The 17,883-nt window shown below is 37.7% G+C and carries 12 protein-coding genes; 8 read left to right on the forward strand and 4 right to left on the reverse strand.

All coding sequences use genetic code 11. From position 1 onward, the window contains the following. Positions 1–10: 10 nt before the first annotated feature. Complete coding sequence (locus tag AC106S_RS17155; RefSeq protein WP_482440912.1) at positions 11–3,019, reverse strand: SusC/RagA family TonB-linked outer membrane protein; 3,009 nt, start codon at positions 3,017–3,019, stop codon at positions 11–13. A gap of 310 nt (positions 3,020–3,329) precedes the next feature. Between AC106S_RS17155 and AC106S_RS17160 the strand changes: the two genes are divergently transcribed. Next, the gene (locus AC106S_RS17160) at positions 3,330–3,914 is read left to right on the forward strand and encodes a ribonuclease HII (RefSeq protein ID WP_482440913.1); all 585 of its coding nucleotides are present in this window, start codon (positions 3,330–3,332) and stop codon (positions 3,912–3,914) included. A gap of 167 nt (positions 3,915–4,081) precedes the next feature. Here the strand turns inward: AC106S_RS17160 and yidC are convergent, their stop codons facing one another. Then, positions 4,082–5,881: a membrane protein insertase YidC gene (gene yidC / locus AC106S_RS17165; RefSeq protein ID WP_482440914.1), complete on the reverse strand. Its 1,800-nt coding sequence runs from the start codon at positions 5,879–5,881 to the stop codon at positions 4,082–4,084. A gap of 186 nt (positions 5,882–6,067) precedes the next feature. Next, positions 6,068–7,675 carry a CTP synthase gene (locus tag AC106S_RS17170; RefSeq protein ID WP_482440915.1) on the reverse strand — a complete coding sequence of 536 codons (1,608 nt, stop codon included), beginning with the start codon at positions 7,673–7,675 and terminating at the stop codon, positions 6,068–6,070. 89 nt (positions 7,676–7,764) lie between these two features. Between AC106S_RS17170 and AC106S_RS17175 the strand changes: the two genes are divergently transcribed. The 7 genes from AC106S_RS17175 (at position 7,765) to AC106S_RS17205 (ending at position 17,088) form a co-directional block, all read left to right on the forward strand. After that, a complete protein-coding gene (locus tag AC106S_RS17175; RefSeq protein ID WP_482440916.1) occupies positions 7,765–10,362 on the forward strand; it encodes an NACHT domain-containing protein in 2,598 nt (865 codons plus the stop codon). A gap of 37 nt (positions 10,363–10,399) precedes the next feature. Then, the gene (locus tag AC106S_RS17180; protein WP_482440917.1) at positions 10,400–11,002 is read left to right on the forward strand and encodes a CDP-alcohol phosphatidyltransferase family protein; all 603 of its coding nucleotides are present in this window, start codon (positions 10,400–10,402) and stop codon (positions 11,000–11,002) included. Further along, positions 10,992–11,795 carry a phosphatidate cytidylyltransferase gene (locus tag AC106S_RS17185; RefSeq protein WP_482440918.1) on the forward strand — a complete coding sequence of 268 codons (804 nt, stop codon included), beginning with the start codon at positions 10,992–10,994 and terminating at the stop codon, positions 11,793–11,795. Before AC106S_RS17180 ends, AC106S_RS17185 begins: the two co-directional genes overlap by 11 nt. A gap of 3 nt (positions 11,796–11,798) precedes the next feature. Then, the gene (locus tag AC106S_RS17190; protein WP_482440919.1) at positions 11,799–12,836 is read left to right on the forward strand and encodes a patatin-like phospholipase family protein; all 1,038 of its coding nucleotides are present in this window, start codon (positions 11,799–11,801) and stop codon (positions 12,834–12,836) included. Positions 12,837–13,351: 515 nt separating this feature from the next. After that, entirely contained in the window at positions 13,352–14,107 is a 756-nt protein-coding gene (locus AC106S_RS17195) for an SDR family NAD(P)-dependent oxidoreductase (protein WP_482440920.1), read from the forward strand. Beyond that, positions 14,104–15,390 carry a phosphatase PAP2 family protein gene (locus AC106S_RS17200; protein ID WP_482440921.1) on the forward strand — a complete coding sequence of 429 codons (1,287 nt, stop codon included), beginning with the start codon at positions 14,104–14,106 and terminating at the stop codon, positions 15,388–15,390. Before AC106S_RS17195 ends, AC106S_RS17200 begins: the two co-directional genes overlap by 4 nt. Positions 15,391–15,393: 3 nt before the next feature. Beyond that, positions 15,394–17,088: a bifunctional alpha/beta hydrolase/class I SAM-dependent methyltransferase gene (locus AC106S_RS17205; RefSeq protein ID WP_482440922.1), complete on the forward strand. Its 1,695-nt coding sequence runs from the start codon at positions 15,394–15,396 to the stop codon at positions 17,086–17,088. A 203-nt stretch (positions 17,089–17,291) separates the two neighbouring features. Here the strand turns inward: AC106S_RS17205 and AC106S_RS17210 are convergent, their stop codons facing one another. After that, positions 17,292–17,858, reverse strand: a complete 567-nt coding sequence (locus tag AC106S_RS17210; protein WP_482440923.1) for a YceI family protein — start codon at positions 17,856–17,858, stop codon at positions 17,292–17,294. Positions 17,859–17,883 lie beyond the last annotated feature (25 nt).

Genomic DNA, 17,883 nt, shown 5'->3' on the forward strand with positions numbered 1-17,883 from the left:
TATTCAATAATTAGAAGGTTACGTTTAAATTGAAGCCAAAGTTTCTTATAGTAGGATACTGTCCCGTGGAAGCCAGTCCCGCAGCATTCCCGCTCGTAGTAGCGGTTTCAGGATCTGCATAGTTCCTGTTACTCTTTGCATAAATTGCCCATGGATTTCTGGCATATACTCCTACGGTCAACGAATTAACAAATGTGCTTCTCAACATGGATTTTGGAATATCATAGCTGAGGGCAATTTCTCTTATTTTGAAAGCGGTTCCGTCAATGACATGTTCCTCACCCACTCTCCTGAAATTACCTTCTGTGAAATAGGCATTTGTTCCGAAATAAGAAGGATCATCTCCTACCGGTGTTGTATTGGGAACATACTGTCCGTTGATCAGCTGAACTGAATTAGGTACTACATATCCCTGGCTGCGGTCAAAAGCAGCGGTCTGTTCCAGATGACCGGCATAGGCCAGCAGTTCTTTGGAAAGCGGAACAAAGCTGTTTCCTGTTCTGTAATCAGCCACAGCACTCAAGGTGATTCCCTTAAATTTAAATGAGGTACTGAAACCTAAAATATAATCCGGATTTACTTTTCCAAGAACCTCCAGCGTAGAAGTGGTTAATGGGTTCCCATTCCGGTCAACGATAATATTTCCGTCCGGATCTCTCTGGTATTTTGTTCCCTTAATCATTGGAAAATCTTCTCCTACCACAGCATAGATTCCTACTGTCGGTCTTCCAATCACACTCAGCGGTGTTTCATCAGATCCATCAGCGAGAGAGAGGATTTTTGTTCTGTAAGTAGAATATGACCCTCTTATTTTCCATTCGAAATTTTTTGTTTTAACAGGTGTGAAGCCAAGATCCAGTTCAAATCCCTGATTACGGCTGTCTCCTATATTATTAAGAATACTGGTAATTCCGGATGCAGAAGACGTAGTAACTGAAGTAATCATATTATTGGTGTCATTTCTGAATACAGATCCCTCAAAAGTAATTCGGTCGTTAAAGAACCCCAGCTGTAAACCGGCTTCCTTGGAATTGTAAAACTCAGGTTCTATATCCTGGGCATAAAACGAAGTTGTGGGAAGGGATGATGATAAATTTCCGAAAGGATAGCCTGTCGGGAAAGATCCTACGCGGTCCAGCCCGTACACAGGGATAGTCTGCACATTCCCTACCCTGCTGAATGAAATACTTAGTTTGGCATAATTAAGTATTTTCCCTTTCAGGTTTTCAAATGCTTTTGTAGGAATAAAAGACCCTCCCACCGAATAATAAGCATACGCCTTATTACTGAAAGGTAATGGATTTCCGTTAACATCCACAGGATTCACACTTGTAAGTGAGCTTTTCTCATACCTGAACGTGGAATTCAGGAAAAGATAATCTTTATAGGCAAGATCTAAATTGGCAAACCAGGCATAGGATCTTGTGCGGGTTTTGGTATTATCAAGGCTGTAAAACGGATCCGGATTCAGTACGTTATTGATATGGTACCATCCCTCGATTTTAAGGTTGGTTCCTCCCACCTGTGCCGTAGAACCTCCTGCGTCCTGAATATTATGTCCCACGTTAAATTTCATATTGATCAGGTCCGTAAGATCATAATCAAAATTAGCCATCAGATCGCCATAATACCGGAAAGAAGAGTTTACAGATTTATAATAATTAGAGACAATAGGTTCTCTGGCAAATACATTATCGCTCGGTGAATGCCCGTCCAGATAAGTGCCGGTTCCTTCATACACCCTGTCAAACGCAAATGCATTAAGATGACTTTCGGAAATTGCAGATCCGGAAGCAAATGTTCCTGCATAGGTAAAAGAAACATTTTTATTTAAATTGTATTCCAGATTGATTAGCCCGGTAAACATTCTGCTTTTACTATTATATCTTTCATTGTCAATAGTCCAGTAAGGATTGGTGATATACATTGAGTGTCCTGCATCCGGCAGGGAATACCTGAACCTTCTGATATCCACATTAGCCGGTGTCTGCAGTAGCTGATCGTACAGTCCCGAAGAGGTTTCGGAAGTACTCAGATCCAGGTAATTGACATTACCGTCAATTCTGAATTTCCCCAATCTTTTTCCTGCTTTGAAAATGAAATTATTTCTCTTGAGATTGTCTTTTTCCACAACAAAATCATTCTGGGTTCTGTTGGCGGAAAAGAACACATAAGAATCTGAACCTCCCGCAGAAACGGAAATTCCGTTCTGAAACAAAACTCCGGTTTTAAAAAAGTTGGCAACATGATTTTTTTTGGGTGAAAAAGTTTCTCTCAGAAACTGATTATTGGCCTGGGGGAGCCCTACATACAAATCCTGTCCTCCCAATACTGAGTTATAGGCCGGTCCCCACGCTGAATTTTCATAAGGAGTCCACGTTGTCCCTCCATATTCCGTGGTGTTAAAAGAATCGCCCGGCCAGCCCTGCCCGTAAAGTTTCTGGAAAAACGGAAGTTTGTATACCGAAGAAAAATCAACAGAATTGGTTAGTGAAAACTGTAATTTTTCAGACTTTGAACCTTTCTTTGTCGTTACTACCAAAACCCCGTTACTTCCTTTCTCACCATATAAAGCGGCTCCCTGCATTCCTTTGATCACATTGATGTTTTCAATAATTTCAGGAGGAAGATTCTGAAAGATTCCCATCGTGGAAATTACCCCGTCAATTACCACGAGAGCCTGATTATTTCCTGAAATTGATCTTGGACCTCTCAAAACCACTCTTGCCGTAGAATTTACAGAAGTATTGGTTGTATTAATCTGTAAACCGGAAACCTTACCTGTTAATGCCTGAACCGCATTCGGGTTGTTTGCCTGGGTAATCTCAGCAGCATTTACTACCTGATTGGAAGATGTAACGGCATCCTGTCTTTTCTTGATGCCTAATGCCCCTGTTACAACTATTTCCCGGATCTCATTAGTTTTTAAAGTGTCATTCTGTGACCCATTCTGTGCATTGGCTACAACAAAAGATGAAGACAGAACTACCGCTAAAACACTTGTAATTAATTTATTCATATCTAATCTGACTATTTTTTACGAATTAAAAACATGTGCTTTTCTAAAAAAATGAAATAAATTTCATAGTAATAGATCCTTTTACATAATAATACTGTACAAAAAAAAGATCAATACCATAAATTGTTCACAAAAAAAATAACCATCATTAAAAAAGAAAAACACATAATGTTTTATCAATATTATAGCTAAACAGCCAGATCAGAATATTTTATCTACCAAAGTAAATATATGGATGCACCAACTGCATTTTTGTAAATTTTATAATTTCACTACTTTTACATGCGTAATACAGATACTATTGTTACTCATGGAATTACTGCAGAAATGGACAGACCTCTATATTGAGGCAGGATGTGATGAAGTAGGCAGAGGATGCCTTAGCGGGCCTGTTGTTGCGGCAGCTGTTATTTTAGATGATACTTTTAAGCACGAGCTCGTTAATGATTCTAAACAGCTTACATTTAAAACGAGAATGGAGCTGGACAGCTATATCAAGGACAACGTAAAAAGCTATGCCATTGCAGAACTTCCTCCTTCGTTCATCGATGAGCACAATATCCTTAACGCAAGCATCCATGCCATGCACCGCGCCTTAGATCAGCTGGAGATCACACCGGAACTGATTCTTGTAGACGGAAATAAATTTCATCCTTACAATTATATTCCTCATCAGTGTATCATTAAAGGAGATTCAAAAGTTCTCTCTATTGCAGCCGCTTCCATTTTAGCTAAGAATTACAGGGACAAACTGATGATAGAGCTTCACGAAGAGCATCCCGAATACGGCTGGAATACCAATTTCGGATATGCCACGAAAGCTCATCAGCAGGCACTGATCAAGCACGGACCGACGAAATACCACAGGCAGTCTTTCAGGTTGAAATATGATTAATGCGATGGAGAAACGAAAGAAAACCGGAGATTAAATACCGGAATTTTATTTTTGTCCTTCTCAAGCTTCTGAACCTATTAAAATACAAACGGCTCCTGATCAGATCGGAAGCCGTTTTTTTCAAATAAAAAAAGAGAAGTCAGGTATGCTTCTCTTTTTTATATAGATTATTTCTTTTTATTTCTCTGCTGTTCCTGAGTTTTTTGCTGTTCCTGCGCCTTCTCCATCATCTCACGCATTCTCTTCTGGAATTTTCCTTCAGCCTTAGGTTTCTCCTTATTTGCCTGAATCTGGGCATGAATTTTCTTTTCATCCAGGATCCAGTATTTAATGACCAGGATGATCAGGATGTTAATGGCATTCGATACAAAATAATACCATGAAAGTCCGGATGCCGATGTATTCAGGAAGAACAGGAATGTAATCGGGAAGATGTACATCAATACCTTCATATTCGGCATTCCTTCCTGCTGAGGCTGCTGCATATTTCCGGAAGTCATTACGGTGTAGATAAGAATCACCACGGTACAAGCCAGGGCGAAAACACTTAAATGGTCTCCCAGGAATGGAATTTTAAACGGAAGCTTGATCAGGTCATCATAAGCCGTAAGGTCTTTTGCAAACCAGAAGCCCTGTCCTCTCAGATCAATAAAGTTCGGGAAGAAACGGAATAAAGCATAGAAGATCGGGATCTGCACCAGCGCCGGAAGACATCCTGCCATCTGGTTCACTCCTGCTTTCCTGTACACTTCCATAGTAGCCTGCTGTTTCTTCATCGGATCTGCATCCTTAAATTTAGCATTTACCTCATCAATTTCAGGACGGATCACTTTCATCATTGCACTTAGCTTGTGCTGCTTATACATGATTGGTGAAAGAATAAGCTTTACAATGATCGTCATTAAGAAAATCACCCAGCCTGCCGTTAATCCCCAGCTTGCTATAAAATTATACATCGGCATGAAGAAGTAACGGTTCATAGCCCCGATAAATGACCAGCCTAAAGGAAGGATCTCATCGAAATTCTTATCGTAAGATTTCAGAAGTTTCAGGTCAAGCGGCATAAAGTACCAGGTAAAATCCTGGTTCAGCTCGCTCCCGGTCATCTGTACAAAACCTTCAAAATTTAATTTCTTCAGGTATTCTCCTTCTTCAATATTTTCCTGATTTCCTTTACTGTGTGTAAAACCGTTTCTCGCTTCAATCACGGAAGAGAAGAACTGCTGTTTTACTCCAATCCAGTTAAGAGTTTCTTTTTCTTCCTCCATAGTTGTTCTCCCGTCATAATCATAGTCTTTATAATTATTGAAAGCATAGGAGAATTCTGAGTGAGACTGTTCCTGGGCTCTACCCTTTTCCACATTTCTCACACTGTAATCCCAGATAAAATCGGCTTTGTTGTCCGCAGTAACATTGGCAAGTCCCTGCGTTCTTACTTTAAAATCCAATCTGTATTTATCTAATAAAGTGTAAACAAACTGAATAACAGCACCGTTATAGTTAGCAGTCATTGTTACTGCGTTTCCGTTTACTGCCGGTGAGAAAACTAAATCTTTAGTATTAATAATTTTCCCTGTTTTATCTTTAAACTGGAAGCCGTAGTTTGAATTGTTTTTATTGATCAGATAAAGCGGAAGATCTGCCTTATCTGTTTTATGATCGTATGCTTTATATTCCGAAAGCTGTACTTTAGAAACCTGCCCTCCCAGACTTGAGAATTCAACGTTCAATTCTTTGTTGGACAGGGTGGCTGTCTGAATTGCATTCGGAGTGACATTTGGATTGATATTGCTGGCCTGAGTCTGTTTTACGGCATTTTTCACCTGTTCAGTTTTCTGCTGCTGGGCTTTCAACTGCTCTTCTTTCGATTGCTTATTCTGGAAATAGAACATCGCACCGAAAAGAATCAGGCATAAAACCGCGAAACTAATCATTTGACTTTTATCGATTCCGTTGTTTTGTTGCATTTTATTTTTATTAAAAATTTTAAACTTTAATCAGTAATAGTGATATTACTTTTTTGAGCTGACAAAAATACTGTTTTTTTATCAAAACTCTATGCTTTACTACGTTACTATATAATAAACTCAAGCTGAGAATAATCAGCCTGAGTTTATGTTTAGACGTTTATGATAAAAAATTACCTTATTTCTTTATTTTTTCTCACAAGCTTTGATGAAAGCTCTGAATAAAGGATGCGGTGTGGCTACCGTACTTTTGTATTCCGGATGATACTGCACGCCTACATAGAATGGGTGGTCAGGAAGTTCAAGAGCTTCTACCAGTCCGGTTTCAGGATTCGTCCCTGTTGCCAGGAAGCCGTTCTTTTCAAATTCCTGAAGATAATCACTGTTGAATTCATAACGGTGACGGTGTCTTTCGGAAATATTTTTACTGCCGTAAATTTCAGACAGTTTCGAACCGTTTTTCAGGGCACATTTCCATGCTCCAAGACGCATTGTTCCTCCTTTATCAATTACATTTTTCTGTTCTTCCATTAATGAAATTACAGGATCCGGAGTTGCGGTATCAAATTCCACGGAGTTTGCTTTGGTATGTCCAAGAACATTTCTTGCAAATTCAACGGTCATGATCTGCATACCCAGGCAGATTCCCAGCATCGGGATTTTATTTTCCCTTGCATATTTGGCGGTAAGAACTTTTCCTTCAATTCCTCTGTCTCCGAATCCCGGGGCGACAAGGATACCATTCACTCCTTTCAGCGTTTCTTTAATATTATCTTCTGTAATATCGCCGCTGTACACCCATCTTACTTTTACTTCAGTTTCAAGGTCTGCGCCGGCATGTTTAAATGCTTCAGCGATAGAAATATAGGAATCCTGAAGGGAAACGTATTTTCCTACCAGGGCAATTTCCACGGTTTTCTTAGGATTCTGGAATTTTTTAAGGAAATTTTTCCAGTCTTTAAGATCTGCGTCCTTATCACTTTTCAGATCCAGTTCTTTCAGCACCACATCATCAAAGTTCTGCTTCTGAAGATACATAGGAACCTCATAAATGGTTTCCATATCTTTACATTCAATCACATTCTCCAACGGAACGTTACAGAACTGCGCCAGTTTTGATCTCTGATCTTTAGGGATTTTATGTTCTGTTCTGCAAACCAGTACATCGGCCATAATTCCGCTTTCCATCAGCTGACGGACAGAATGCTGTGAAGGTTTTGTTTTCAGTTCGCCGCTTGAAGCCAGGTAAGGAAGAAGTGTCAGGTGGATAACCATAGAATTGCTCTCGCCCAGTTCCCATTTCAGCTGGCGGACGGTTTCAATGTAAGGAAGAGACTCAATATCCCCCACAGTTCCTCCGATCTCCGTAATGATAATATCGTAGTTCTGTTTTGAAAGGATTTTGATTCTGCGTTTGATTTCGTTCGTAATATGAGGAATTACCTGAACTGTTTTTCCGAGGAAGTCTCCTTTTCTTTCTTTTTCAATTACAGTCTGATAGATTTTTCCTGTGGTAACGTTGTTGTTTTGGGAAGTAGGAGCATCAAGATAACGCTCGTAGTGACCTAAATCCAGATCCGTCTCCGCACCATCTTCGGTTACATAGCATTCTCCGTGTTCATAAGGATTCAGTGTTCCCGGGTCGATATTGATATAAGGATCAAGTTTCTGGATCGTTACATTAAAACCGCGTGATTTTAGCAGAAGTCCCAGAGAAGCAGACACGATTCCTTTTCCCAAAGATGAAGTTACACCTCCTGTCACAAAGATGTATTTTGTATTCTTTTTACTCATTAGATTAGGTTTGTGCAAAGTTAGGGGAAAAAGAAATACAAAGCAATTTTGTAATGATTTTTTGTATTTTAGATGTTTATATCTATGATATGTATGATAAAGAAAAACTAATAGAGGCAATAAAAAATTATCCTGAAAACAATCTTACAAAAAATATTATTATACCATTACTGGAAACGCTAGGATACAATAAGGTAGAATTTTTCGGAGGAACTTCAGAAGAAGGAAAAGATATTATCTTTTGGGAGCAAGACCCAATGGGTGATCCCTTTTTAAATGTTGCACAAGTAAAACATTTCAAATTCACTAATTCATCTAATAGCTCTAACAGCTTTCAAACAGTCGCTAATCAGTTATCAGTATGCTTTAATAAGAGAATACCTCATTCAGATGGTTTTACACACAAACCTTCCAAAGTCTGGCTTATAACAACTTATGAAATTGACTCTAAAACTCTGTTGACTTTTTATGACGATTCTCCAACCATACAACAAGATAAAATAAGAATAGTAGATGGAGCAAAACTTGCTGATTTAATTATAAACAAAACTCCAGAACTAATTAAAGACCTATTAGGACTTGATTTTGAAATAAAAACTAAACTTACGCCAAAATTCAGTAATGATATTCTTCTAAAGGCGCTTGGTAAAGATAGAGTTAAAGACATCAAAATGATCTATACAGATGTTGATTTCTCAATCGGAAAACAAACAACTGAATTATTTTTCAACAACAGTTTCGAACCTAAAACCAAAACTATTACATTAAACTTTGAAGAATGGGAAAAGTTTCAAAATATCTGTTTTGAAATTAAAAACGACTTTAATTTATCTTTTCTTGAACAAGACATTCATATCATAAAAGAAAAATATTTAAAAAAATATCAAGCCTATAATGAAAATACAACTGAAATACAACTACTTCAGAAACAAATCGATTACTTAAATAATGAGAACAATTCAATTACAGAAAATATTAATCGAGAAGTCATAAAAATCAATGATATAAAGAACAGTTCAAATCCAACCATAAGTATGGATGAGCGACTTGAAATTGACAACATTGATTCCATTATAAAGCATCACAGGAGTAAAATAGCAATAAATCAGAATTCTATTCAAACTCAATCTAAAAAACAACAATTACTAAAAGTAAAAAATGATAATTTTAAAGTTAGAATAAAAATTATTGGAAAAAATTTATGTGAACAAATATTAAACAAAAGAAAATATATTGAAAGTGGCATAGAACGGATTAATAATAAAAAATATAATCAAAAAGAATTAAAAAACTTTATTAGTAAATGTGATAAAATTATTAATCAGTGTTCAAAATTTTTTGAATTTCAAAACCATGATTTTAAAGAAACCTTAGGAACAAAGTCAAATTATGTTTATGGAGAACATCTTAACAATATAAGATTTAGACTTCCAATAAATGAAATTTTTGAAACCGGTTTAAATATTTCAGTTCTAGGAGAAGCTGGCGCAGGAAAATCGACAAGTCTTGAAATTTTTGCACATAAAAAGAAAGAATCAGAAAAGAAAATATTCTTCTTACCACTAGGTTATATTATAAAGGACTTCAAAATCAACTTTTCTAAGGATAAAATTGATGGGTCAGAATACATTGAAAAATTAGTTATGTTCTATTTAAAGAAGATGGAAATTTTAATAAACTTAAATGAATTAAAAAAACATCTAACAGATAAAAAAACCATAATTATATTTGATGGACTTGATGAAGCAATAAAACTCCAACCTAACTTACCGGATTTAATTAAGCATTTTTCAGAAATTTATACTAAAATCCAAGTTATTATATCCTCTAGATACTATGGAGAATATATTAATAAAATTCCTTTTTTTTCAGTAACCCTCCTTCCATTTACTGATAATCAAAGAATAGAATTTATAAATAAATGGTTTATGGATGGAAATATTTCAATACAAAAAAAAGTTTTAAATCATATCAATCAAAATGAAGAGATGGATAAAATTATTAGAAATCCTTTGTTAACTACAACATTATGTGTTTTAGCTGAGAATGGTCTAAGTTTACCTACAACAGAGATAAGATTATATGAAGAAAGATTAAAATTATTCTGTGGATATTATGACAATGTAAAACATATTTCAACAAGGATATCCTCCTTACCTTCTTTACTTGAAAGTATTTCTCAAAAAATAGCATTCCATTTACATTCTTGTAATGCAAGAGAAATGGATCTAGAAAATATTACGAAGAATATTTTAAAAACATTAAAGTACAAATACACTAAAATTGAGATAGAAAAAGGGATTGAAGAACTAATTTCGCCCTGTGAAATTCTTGTTCCCATGACTGGAAATAAAAATTACGGTTTTGGTCATTTAAGATTTCAAGAACACTTAGTAGCTAAAGAAATTGCTTCCAATAGAAAAATAGATTATTTTCAATATATCAAAACAGAGTGGTGGTATGGTCCTATCCTATTGTACCTTCATATTAGTAATGATTTCGAATTTTTCATTAAAACATTAGGAGATAAAGGTTTAATAAATTCCCCCATAATAAATTTCGTTTTCAATTCGATTAAGGGCCCTATTGAATATTTGACTTCTGATCTTGTTGAAAAATATCAACTTATTGAAACTGGAGGAGTAAAAAATGATAATTATGATAATATAGAGGATATCCGATTTTAGAAAATCATTCTTAATAAATTTCAAAACCATAACAACCATGATTTCGGTATATAAACTCAAACCAAAATTCCAGCAGCTGCTCACTCCGGTTCTTTTATTTTTACATAAAAACAAGATTACAGCCAACCAGATCACCATCAGCTCCATCCTGTTATCTGTAATCATCGGAATACTGTTCTGGAATGCAGACATTTCAAAATGGTTTTTCCTGAGTCTTCCTATCGGACTTTTAGTAAGAATGGCATTGAATGCATTAGACGGAATGATGGCCAGAAAATTCAACCAGACCAGTAAACTGGGGGAGGTTCTGAATGAAGTGGGCGATATTGTCTCGGACGTTATTATATTTTTTCCGCTGATTAAATTCCAGCCGGAAAGCCTTTATTTAATCGTTATTTTTATCGTTTTAAGCGTCATCAATGAATTTGCAGGACTGATGGGAAAAGTAACCGGAAAAGAACGCCGCTATGACGGCCCGATGGGGAAAAGCGACCGTGCTCTTATTATAGGACTGTACGGGCTTTTAATGTTTTTGGGTGTTGCCATTTCCGGGATATCTGTTTATATTTTCGCACTGCTTATTGGCCTTCTTCTCATCAGCACTTATATCCGTTTAAAGAAATCACTGCATGAAGCCTGAAGAGAATAAATTTACAGACGTTCCTCTGAGAGTAAAGACATGGGGGTATATCATCGCTGTTTTTGCACTCGGGATATCTCATCCTGTCGCCATGAAAATTTTCGTTTCGTGGATTGGCTTTCAGTGTTTTTTTGAATTTCTGAGACTTTTTAAAATTGATTCACAGCGTCTGCCAACAGCAGTATTTCTGGGAATTTCCCAATTTATCCTGCTTTATTTTTTTAATATCAACGACTATTTTCTGTACAGTTCGATGTTGGCGTTTAGCATTGTACTGTATTTTATTCTGTTAAAAAAGACCGCTGTCCGGATTTCAGGAATATTCATTGCTCTTCTGATCTGCCTTTTTGCTTTTCCTCATTTGTTACTGATCCGGAAAATGACTTCCGGCCTCAGCGCCGTCATCTTTCTGGTGGTGGTTACAGAGCTGAATGATGTTTTTCAGTACCTGATGGGAAAATTCTTCGGAAAACATAAAATCACTCCCCACATCAGCCCCAATAAAACATTGGAGGGATTTCTGGGAGGTGTATGCCTTACGGTCCTGCTGAGCAATATCCTCGGATTCTTTCTCCTGAAAACAGATTTTTTCACCAATACCGTTCTGGGGCTCCTTCTTGGAATCTCCGGATTCTTTGGGGATGTCTTTATGTCTTATCTGAAAAGAAAGGCTGCCGTAAAAGATACCGGAACCCTTCTCCCCGGCCACGGCGGACTTCTGGACAGAATGGACAGCCTGATCTTCAATGCTCCCCTGTTCTTCTGGATCCTGCCCATCCTTTTAAAAAATTAAAATATGGAGGGAAAATTTAAAAGAGCTTTACTGTTATCCGGAGGCGGAACAAGAATGATGATCTACCTCGGAATGTACGCAGCCCTGGAAGAACTGGATATGAAGCCTGATGTTCTGATCGCTTCATGCGGAGGAGCTTTTGCAGCAACAGTGATTAATGCTTTCCCGGACCATCTTTCCCGGAAAGACTACCTGACATCGGAGGATTATTTCCGGTTTGTATCCAGCACGGTTTTAACACAGCACAAAAAACTTTCAAAAATCGGGCTTTTTACTCTGAAAAAGATGCTTGACAAAAGAAATGCACCTTATATTGAAGATGTTTTCAGCCGGTATCTGGTAGAAATGCCCCGGGATCTGTCCACAGTTTTTCCTGCCTTAAAAAACGTTTCATTTTCTAAAGAATTCCCTACGTTAATCATTGGCTCAGAGATTCTTTTTACCCCTGAAGAAGCCGGGCATCCACGGAATGACAGGAAACTGTACCGTAAAGTAATTGTCACCGATCCGGAAACTGCCGAGAAAATAGTTCCTGAAAATATTATCATACAGTCTTCCCATTTAAAAAACAGTGCGATTGCAGAACTTCCATCCGTAAAAACAGATCTATCTCTTCTTGAAAGTACCAGAATTTCTATTTCCGATATGTTTTATGTAGCCCCTGTTTTTCTTCAGGGAAAATATTTTGCCGGTGGAGCCGTTGATCTTATCCCGGTTGAACTCGCAAGGCATATTGCTGATACTGTCATCATCGAAAAAAAACAGATGTATTCTCCTGCCGAGGAAGCTTTGGTACGTTCCGTACTTGGATTCAGCGGAAATGAAAGGCTTACTGAAGTTCAGAATTTGCTCCCTGATCTTCAGATCGACACAGTTTCTATAAAAGAAGATCTAAAAGGACATTACCTGAAAAAAAACATCCACTGGAATACATTTGAGATCGGATTTTCTTTTCCTCAAACGTATCGGCAGTTTAAAGAAGATATGGAAAAACAGTGGCAGTACGGTTATGATCAGACAATGAAGAGCATCAGAAAGTAAAGACAGCTTCTTCAGGTTTTGGCTAAGGCTGTTAAATTTTGTTTATTTTTTATTGATTTAACTGTTTTTATCTCCAGCAGATTATGCAGATTTTTTTCAAATATAATAACAGAACATATATAGGTGTGCTTAATAAAAACCTAACAGGTCTTGGAGACCTGTTAGGTTTAGACAGCCGTACAAAAGATTACAAGAAATAATCAGCCGTGTCAGGCAGACATCCTATTAAATGGCAGGTTTAAACAGTTATACTAAGATCTGCCCTATTGAATGCATTCTGCGGACTACATAAAAGGCTTTATCTCCGATAAATTTTACACCGGCAAATACATAAAAATCATAGATTTTTAAACTTAAGTGAACCTCTATATTCAAAGTATTTATACTTAAAAAAAATAACTAAAGATTAAAAAACACTGTTTTTCTGCACCTTTATATTTCCAGGATTAATTTAAATTCGTTGGTTTGGCAGATAAAATTTATTTTTACGTAATATTGAATATCACAATAGACGTATGAATATTTTTATTGCAGGCGGAACATCCGGAATAGGCTACGCACTCGCCAGCTATTATCTTTCAAAAGGCCACTATGTAGGGGTTTGCGGAAGAGATCTTACTAAAATACCTGAGAATAATTTTGAGAAATTAAAATCGTTTCAGGCAGATGTCCGTGATCTGAATTCAGTTTTATCCGCATTGGAACTCTTTCTTGCGGATAAACGTGATCTTGATATTTTTATCAACTGTGCCGGAAGCTATGCTGAAGATGTTGCCGGAAAAATCTCTTATGAAGAAGCGGAAGAAATGCTGCAGACCAATATCCTGGGAACCGTGAACTGCTTTGAAGCAGCGAGAAGAGTCATGAAAGGGCAAAATATAGGGAGCATTGCCGTGATCGCTTCTGTTTCAGGGATACTGAACTATGAAAATTCAAGTCTTTATACCAAAACAAAGCGTTCCGTAATTCAGATGGCTGATGCCTACCGGAGAGCCCTGAAGCCTTTTGGAATTTCTGTAACCACTATTGCTCCCGGCTATGTAGATACCGAAAAATTGAGACAGCTCAACCAGTATGATTTAAGCAAAAAACCTTTTCTCACAGATGTTGACACTGCCGTCTCCGAAATTTCACAGGCCATAGAAAACAGGAAAACCTTCATTATTTTTCCTTCAAAAATGAAATGGATGATGAAATCGCTGTCCATCCTTCCTTCTTCATTGCTTAATTTAATTATGTTCAGGAAAGCCAGATGGATGAAAAACGATTGAAAACACAGCAGAAATTTTTTGCTTTTATTCTTTGTGCAGTTGTCTTTACAGCGGTTTACAATTATGCAGCCTGGTATCTTTCAGGACTGGAAGCCGTTCCGTCATTTGTTTTTGATTTTGAAAAATACATTCCATTCCTGCCGTGGACCATCATTCCTTACATGACCAGCGGATTATTTTTCGTGCTGGTATTCTTTCTCTGTAAAAATAAGGAGCAGCTTAAAGTTCTGACCTGCCGAATGCTTTTTGTTACCATTACAGCAGGCATCTGCTTCCTGCTTTTTCCATTGAAATTCTCATTGGCAAAGCCTGAGACGGATCATTTTTTATTCAGTTATTGCTTCCGGTTTTTAACCGTTTTTGATTCTCCTTTTAATCAGGCTCCTTCACTGCATATTGCCTACGCGTTTATTTTCTGGTCGGTTTTCAGAAATTTAAAAAGGTTCCGGAACTTTTTCATGTTATGGCTCCTGCTCCTCGGAATTTCAACCCTGACAACCTATCAGCACCATTGTATTGATCTGTTATCCGGTTCTGTTCTTGCCTACATCAGTTTTATCCTGTTTCCTTACCGTAAAAATGATTTCCGGTACCGGAATTGCCAGGTCGCTAATTTTTATTTCCTGTCAGGATGGATCATGGCTTTCGCCGCGTTTATATTTGATAAAAACGTCGGTACTTCGGGGCTGCTGATGCTCTGGCCAGCTCTCATGGCAATCCTCATTGGCTATCATTACCAAAAGAATCACACTCACTTCTTAAAGGATAAAAACGGAAACATCCCTTTTGGAAAGAAAGTTTTTTACGCTCCGTATCTTATAATATACCGGCTATTATGGAGGTTTTTCCGGAAAAATAAAAAACCGCTGATGATTGCTCCTCATATTTATATTGCATCAAGGCCGGGGCATGCAGATCTGAAATATTTTAAACTCAACCGTTCTACCATAATTTACGATCTGTCTGCCGAAATGGAAGAAATATCCGAACTAAAAACAAAAACAGACTATCATTCTGTCCCTTTTCTGGACATCGGAACTCCCGACATTGAACAGATCAGAATATTAATTGCAGAGATCACAGAACGTTATAATAAACTTCCCGAAGACGGACAAATCCTCATCCACTGTACAATGGGATTTACAAGAAGTTCCGTCACAGGAATTCCGGTAATGAAAAATATTCTATCTTTACCTTTAGAGGAAGCAATAACCACTATGAAATCCCTGAATAAGAATGCTGTGATTCATCCTTATCTCCAGGATTTACTGAAAAAAATTTAAACTATGAACACCGGATATTTTAAGAGTTTTGACAACAGCCCTATTTTCTACCGTGAATGGAATTATCAGCCCGGCCGGAAAAGCATCATCATGATCCACCGGGGACATGAACATTCGGAAAGACTGAATGATATAGCACAGGCTCCACAATTTTCAAAATACAATATTTTTGCCTTCGACCTCCGCGGGCATGGTCATACGGAAACCAAAACCTCATCTGTTTTTATGGATTATGTGAGAGACCTGGATTCGTTTTCCCGATTTATCACATCAGAATACAGAATCAGCATTTCCGATATATTTGTAGTGGCCAACAGTATCGGAGGAGTGGTAGCCTCGGCCTGGGCTCATGATTTTGCTCCCGGTATTGCCGGAATGGCTCTTCTAGCCCCTGCTTTCAGAATCAATCTTATCGTTCCTCTTGCCAATGAAATGATCACACTGGGCACTAAGCTGAAAAAAGGACTGATCATTAAAAGCTACGTAAAATCTACCATGCTGACCCACGATCCCGTTCAGCAGAATGCCTATGATACAGATCCCCTGATCTCAAGATCCATAGACGCAGAACTTCTTATTGATCTCACCAAAGCAGGAAAACGCCTGGTGGAAGATGCTGAAGCGATTGACACTCCAACCCTGATTTTGGCAGCAGAAAAAGACCATGTGGTTTTTAATAAGGATCAGAAAGCATTCCACGACCGGCTGGATACAGACCTGAAGCATTATGAAGTCCTGCCCGGATTCTTTCACGGAATTCTATTTGATACCGGAAGAGAAAATGTATACGATAAAATCGCAGATTTTGCAGAAAAGTGTTTCAGTAAAACTCACAAACCGGCCTCGCTTTCTCCCGATCAATTTTCTGTAAAAGAATATGAAGACCTTAAAAATAATATTGGCAATAATCTGAATTTTAAACTTCAGAAATTCTCATTGGGCAAAATCGGAAAAATAAGCAGCGGAATGGCGATCGGTCTGAAATACGGCTTTGATTCCGGAGTCTCACTGGATTATGTTTACCGGAATCAGCCGGAAGGAAAATTCGGCTTTGGCAAAATGATGGATAAGAACTATCTTAATGCCATTGGCTGGAAAGGTATCCGGATCAGGAAACAGCATCTTATCCAGCTTCTGGAACAGAACATCCGGACATTGAAAGAGGAAGGCCGGAAGATCAGAATTCTTGACATTGCCGGCGGAACAGGAAATTATTTATTCGACATTAAAGAGAAATATCCCGACGTTGAAATCGTCATCAATGAATTTGTAAAAAGCAATATTGAAATCGGCGAAAAAGTGATCCGTGAAAAAAATTACCGGAATATCCGGTTTACCCACTTCGACTGTTTCGATCCTGAAACCTACCATCAGCTGGATTTTGAGCCGAACATCACCATTATTTCAGGAATCCTGGAACTTTTCGGAGATAATGAGGCTGCTTCCAGAGCCATCCGGGGAGCCGTTTCCATCTCGGAAAAAAACTCTTTTGTGGTGTACACCGGGCAGCCGTGGCATCCGCAGCTGAAAATGATCGCCTATGTACTGAACAATCACCAGAATAAAGACTGGATCATGAGAAGACGTTCACAAAAGGAACTCGACAGGGTAATGGCTTATAATGGCGTACAGAAAGAAAATATGATGATTGATGATTTCGGAATCTTTACAGTTTCCTCGGGTAAGGTTAATTTCTGAATCTTTGAAAAACAGTTATTGTTCCCTGAATGAAGAATTTTAACTGCCAGGTATATATTTTTTTATTTTCCCGCAGATTTTGCAGATCGAGCAGATTTTTAAGTGATACAGAAGTTTCAGCCTGTACTGAACAAACTTCAACAAAAAAGGTTTTCCAGAGATCTGAAAAACCTTTTTTAGCTGACAAGCTCAAGCTGTATAAATTACTGCTTTACCAGTTCAAAATATAAGTTTACGTCTACATCTTTGGCAACACCGGCACCCGTAGGATCATACTTGATGTCGTAATCCAGACGGTTGACCGTAAATTTAGCCTGGATCCCCATAACCTCCTTTCCTTTCTGGTTTTTGGTGATTCCACCGAATGTTACGGGAACACTGATATCTTTGGTCACTTCTTTGATCTTCAGTTTTCCTTTTAACAGGTAGCCGTTTTTGTCCTTTGTGACAGAAGAGCTGAAAAACGTCATTTCCGGATATTTTTCAGCAGCGAAAAAATCTTCACTTTTAAGATGATTGTCTCTCATGTCCACTCCGGTATTAACAGAGTTTACCTGTACCGAAAAATCGAAAGAGGCATTATCAAGATTTGCTCCCTCTGTGGTTACTTTTCCGTTAAATTTATCAAAACGTCCCTGCACAAAACTGATTCCCATATGTTTGATGTTGAAATTAACGGAAGAATGCATAGGGTCTACCGCCCATCCGGTCTGTGCAAAACCAACAATGCTCAGGAGCGCAAATACGAAGGATAAGAATATTTTTTTCATTGTAATTATAATTTTACATTAATTT

The organism is Chryseobacterium sp. FR054 (assembly GCF_056844565.1).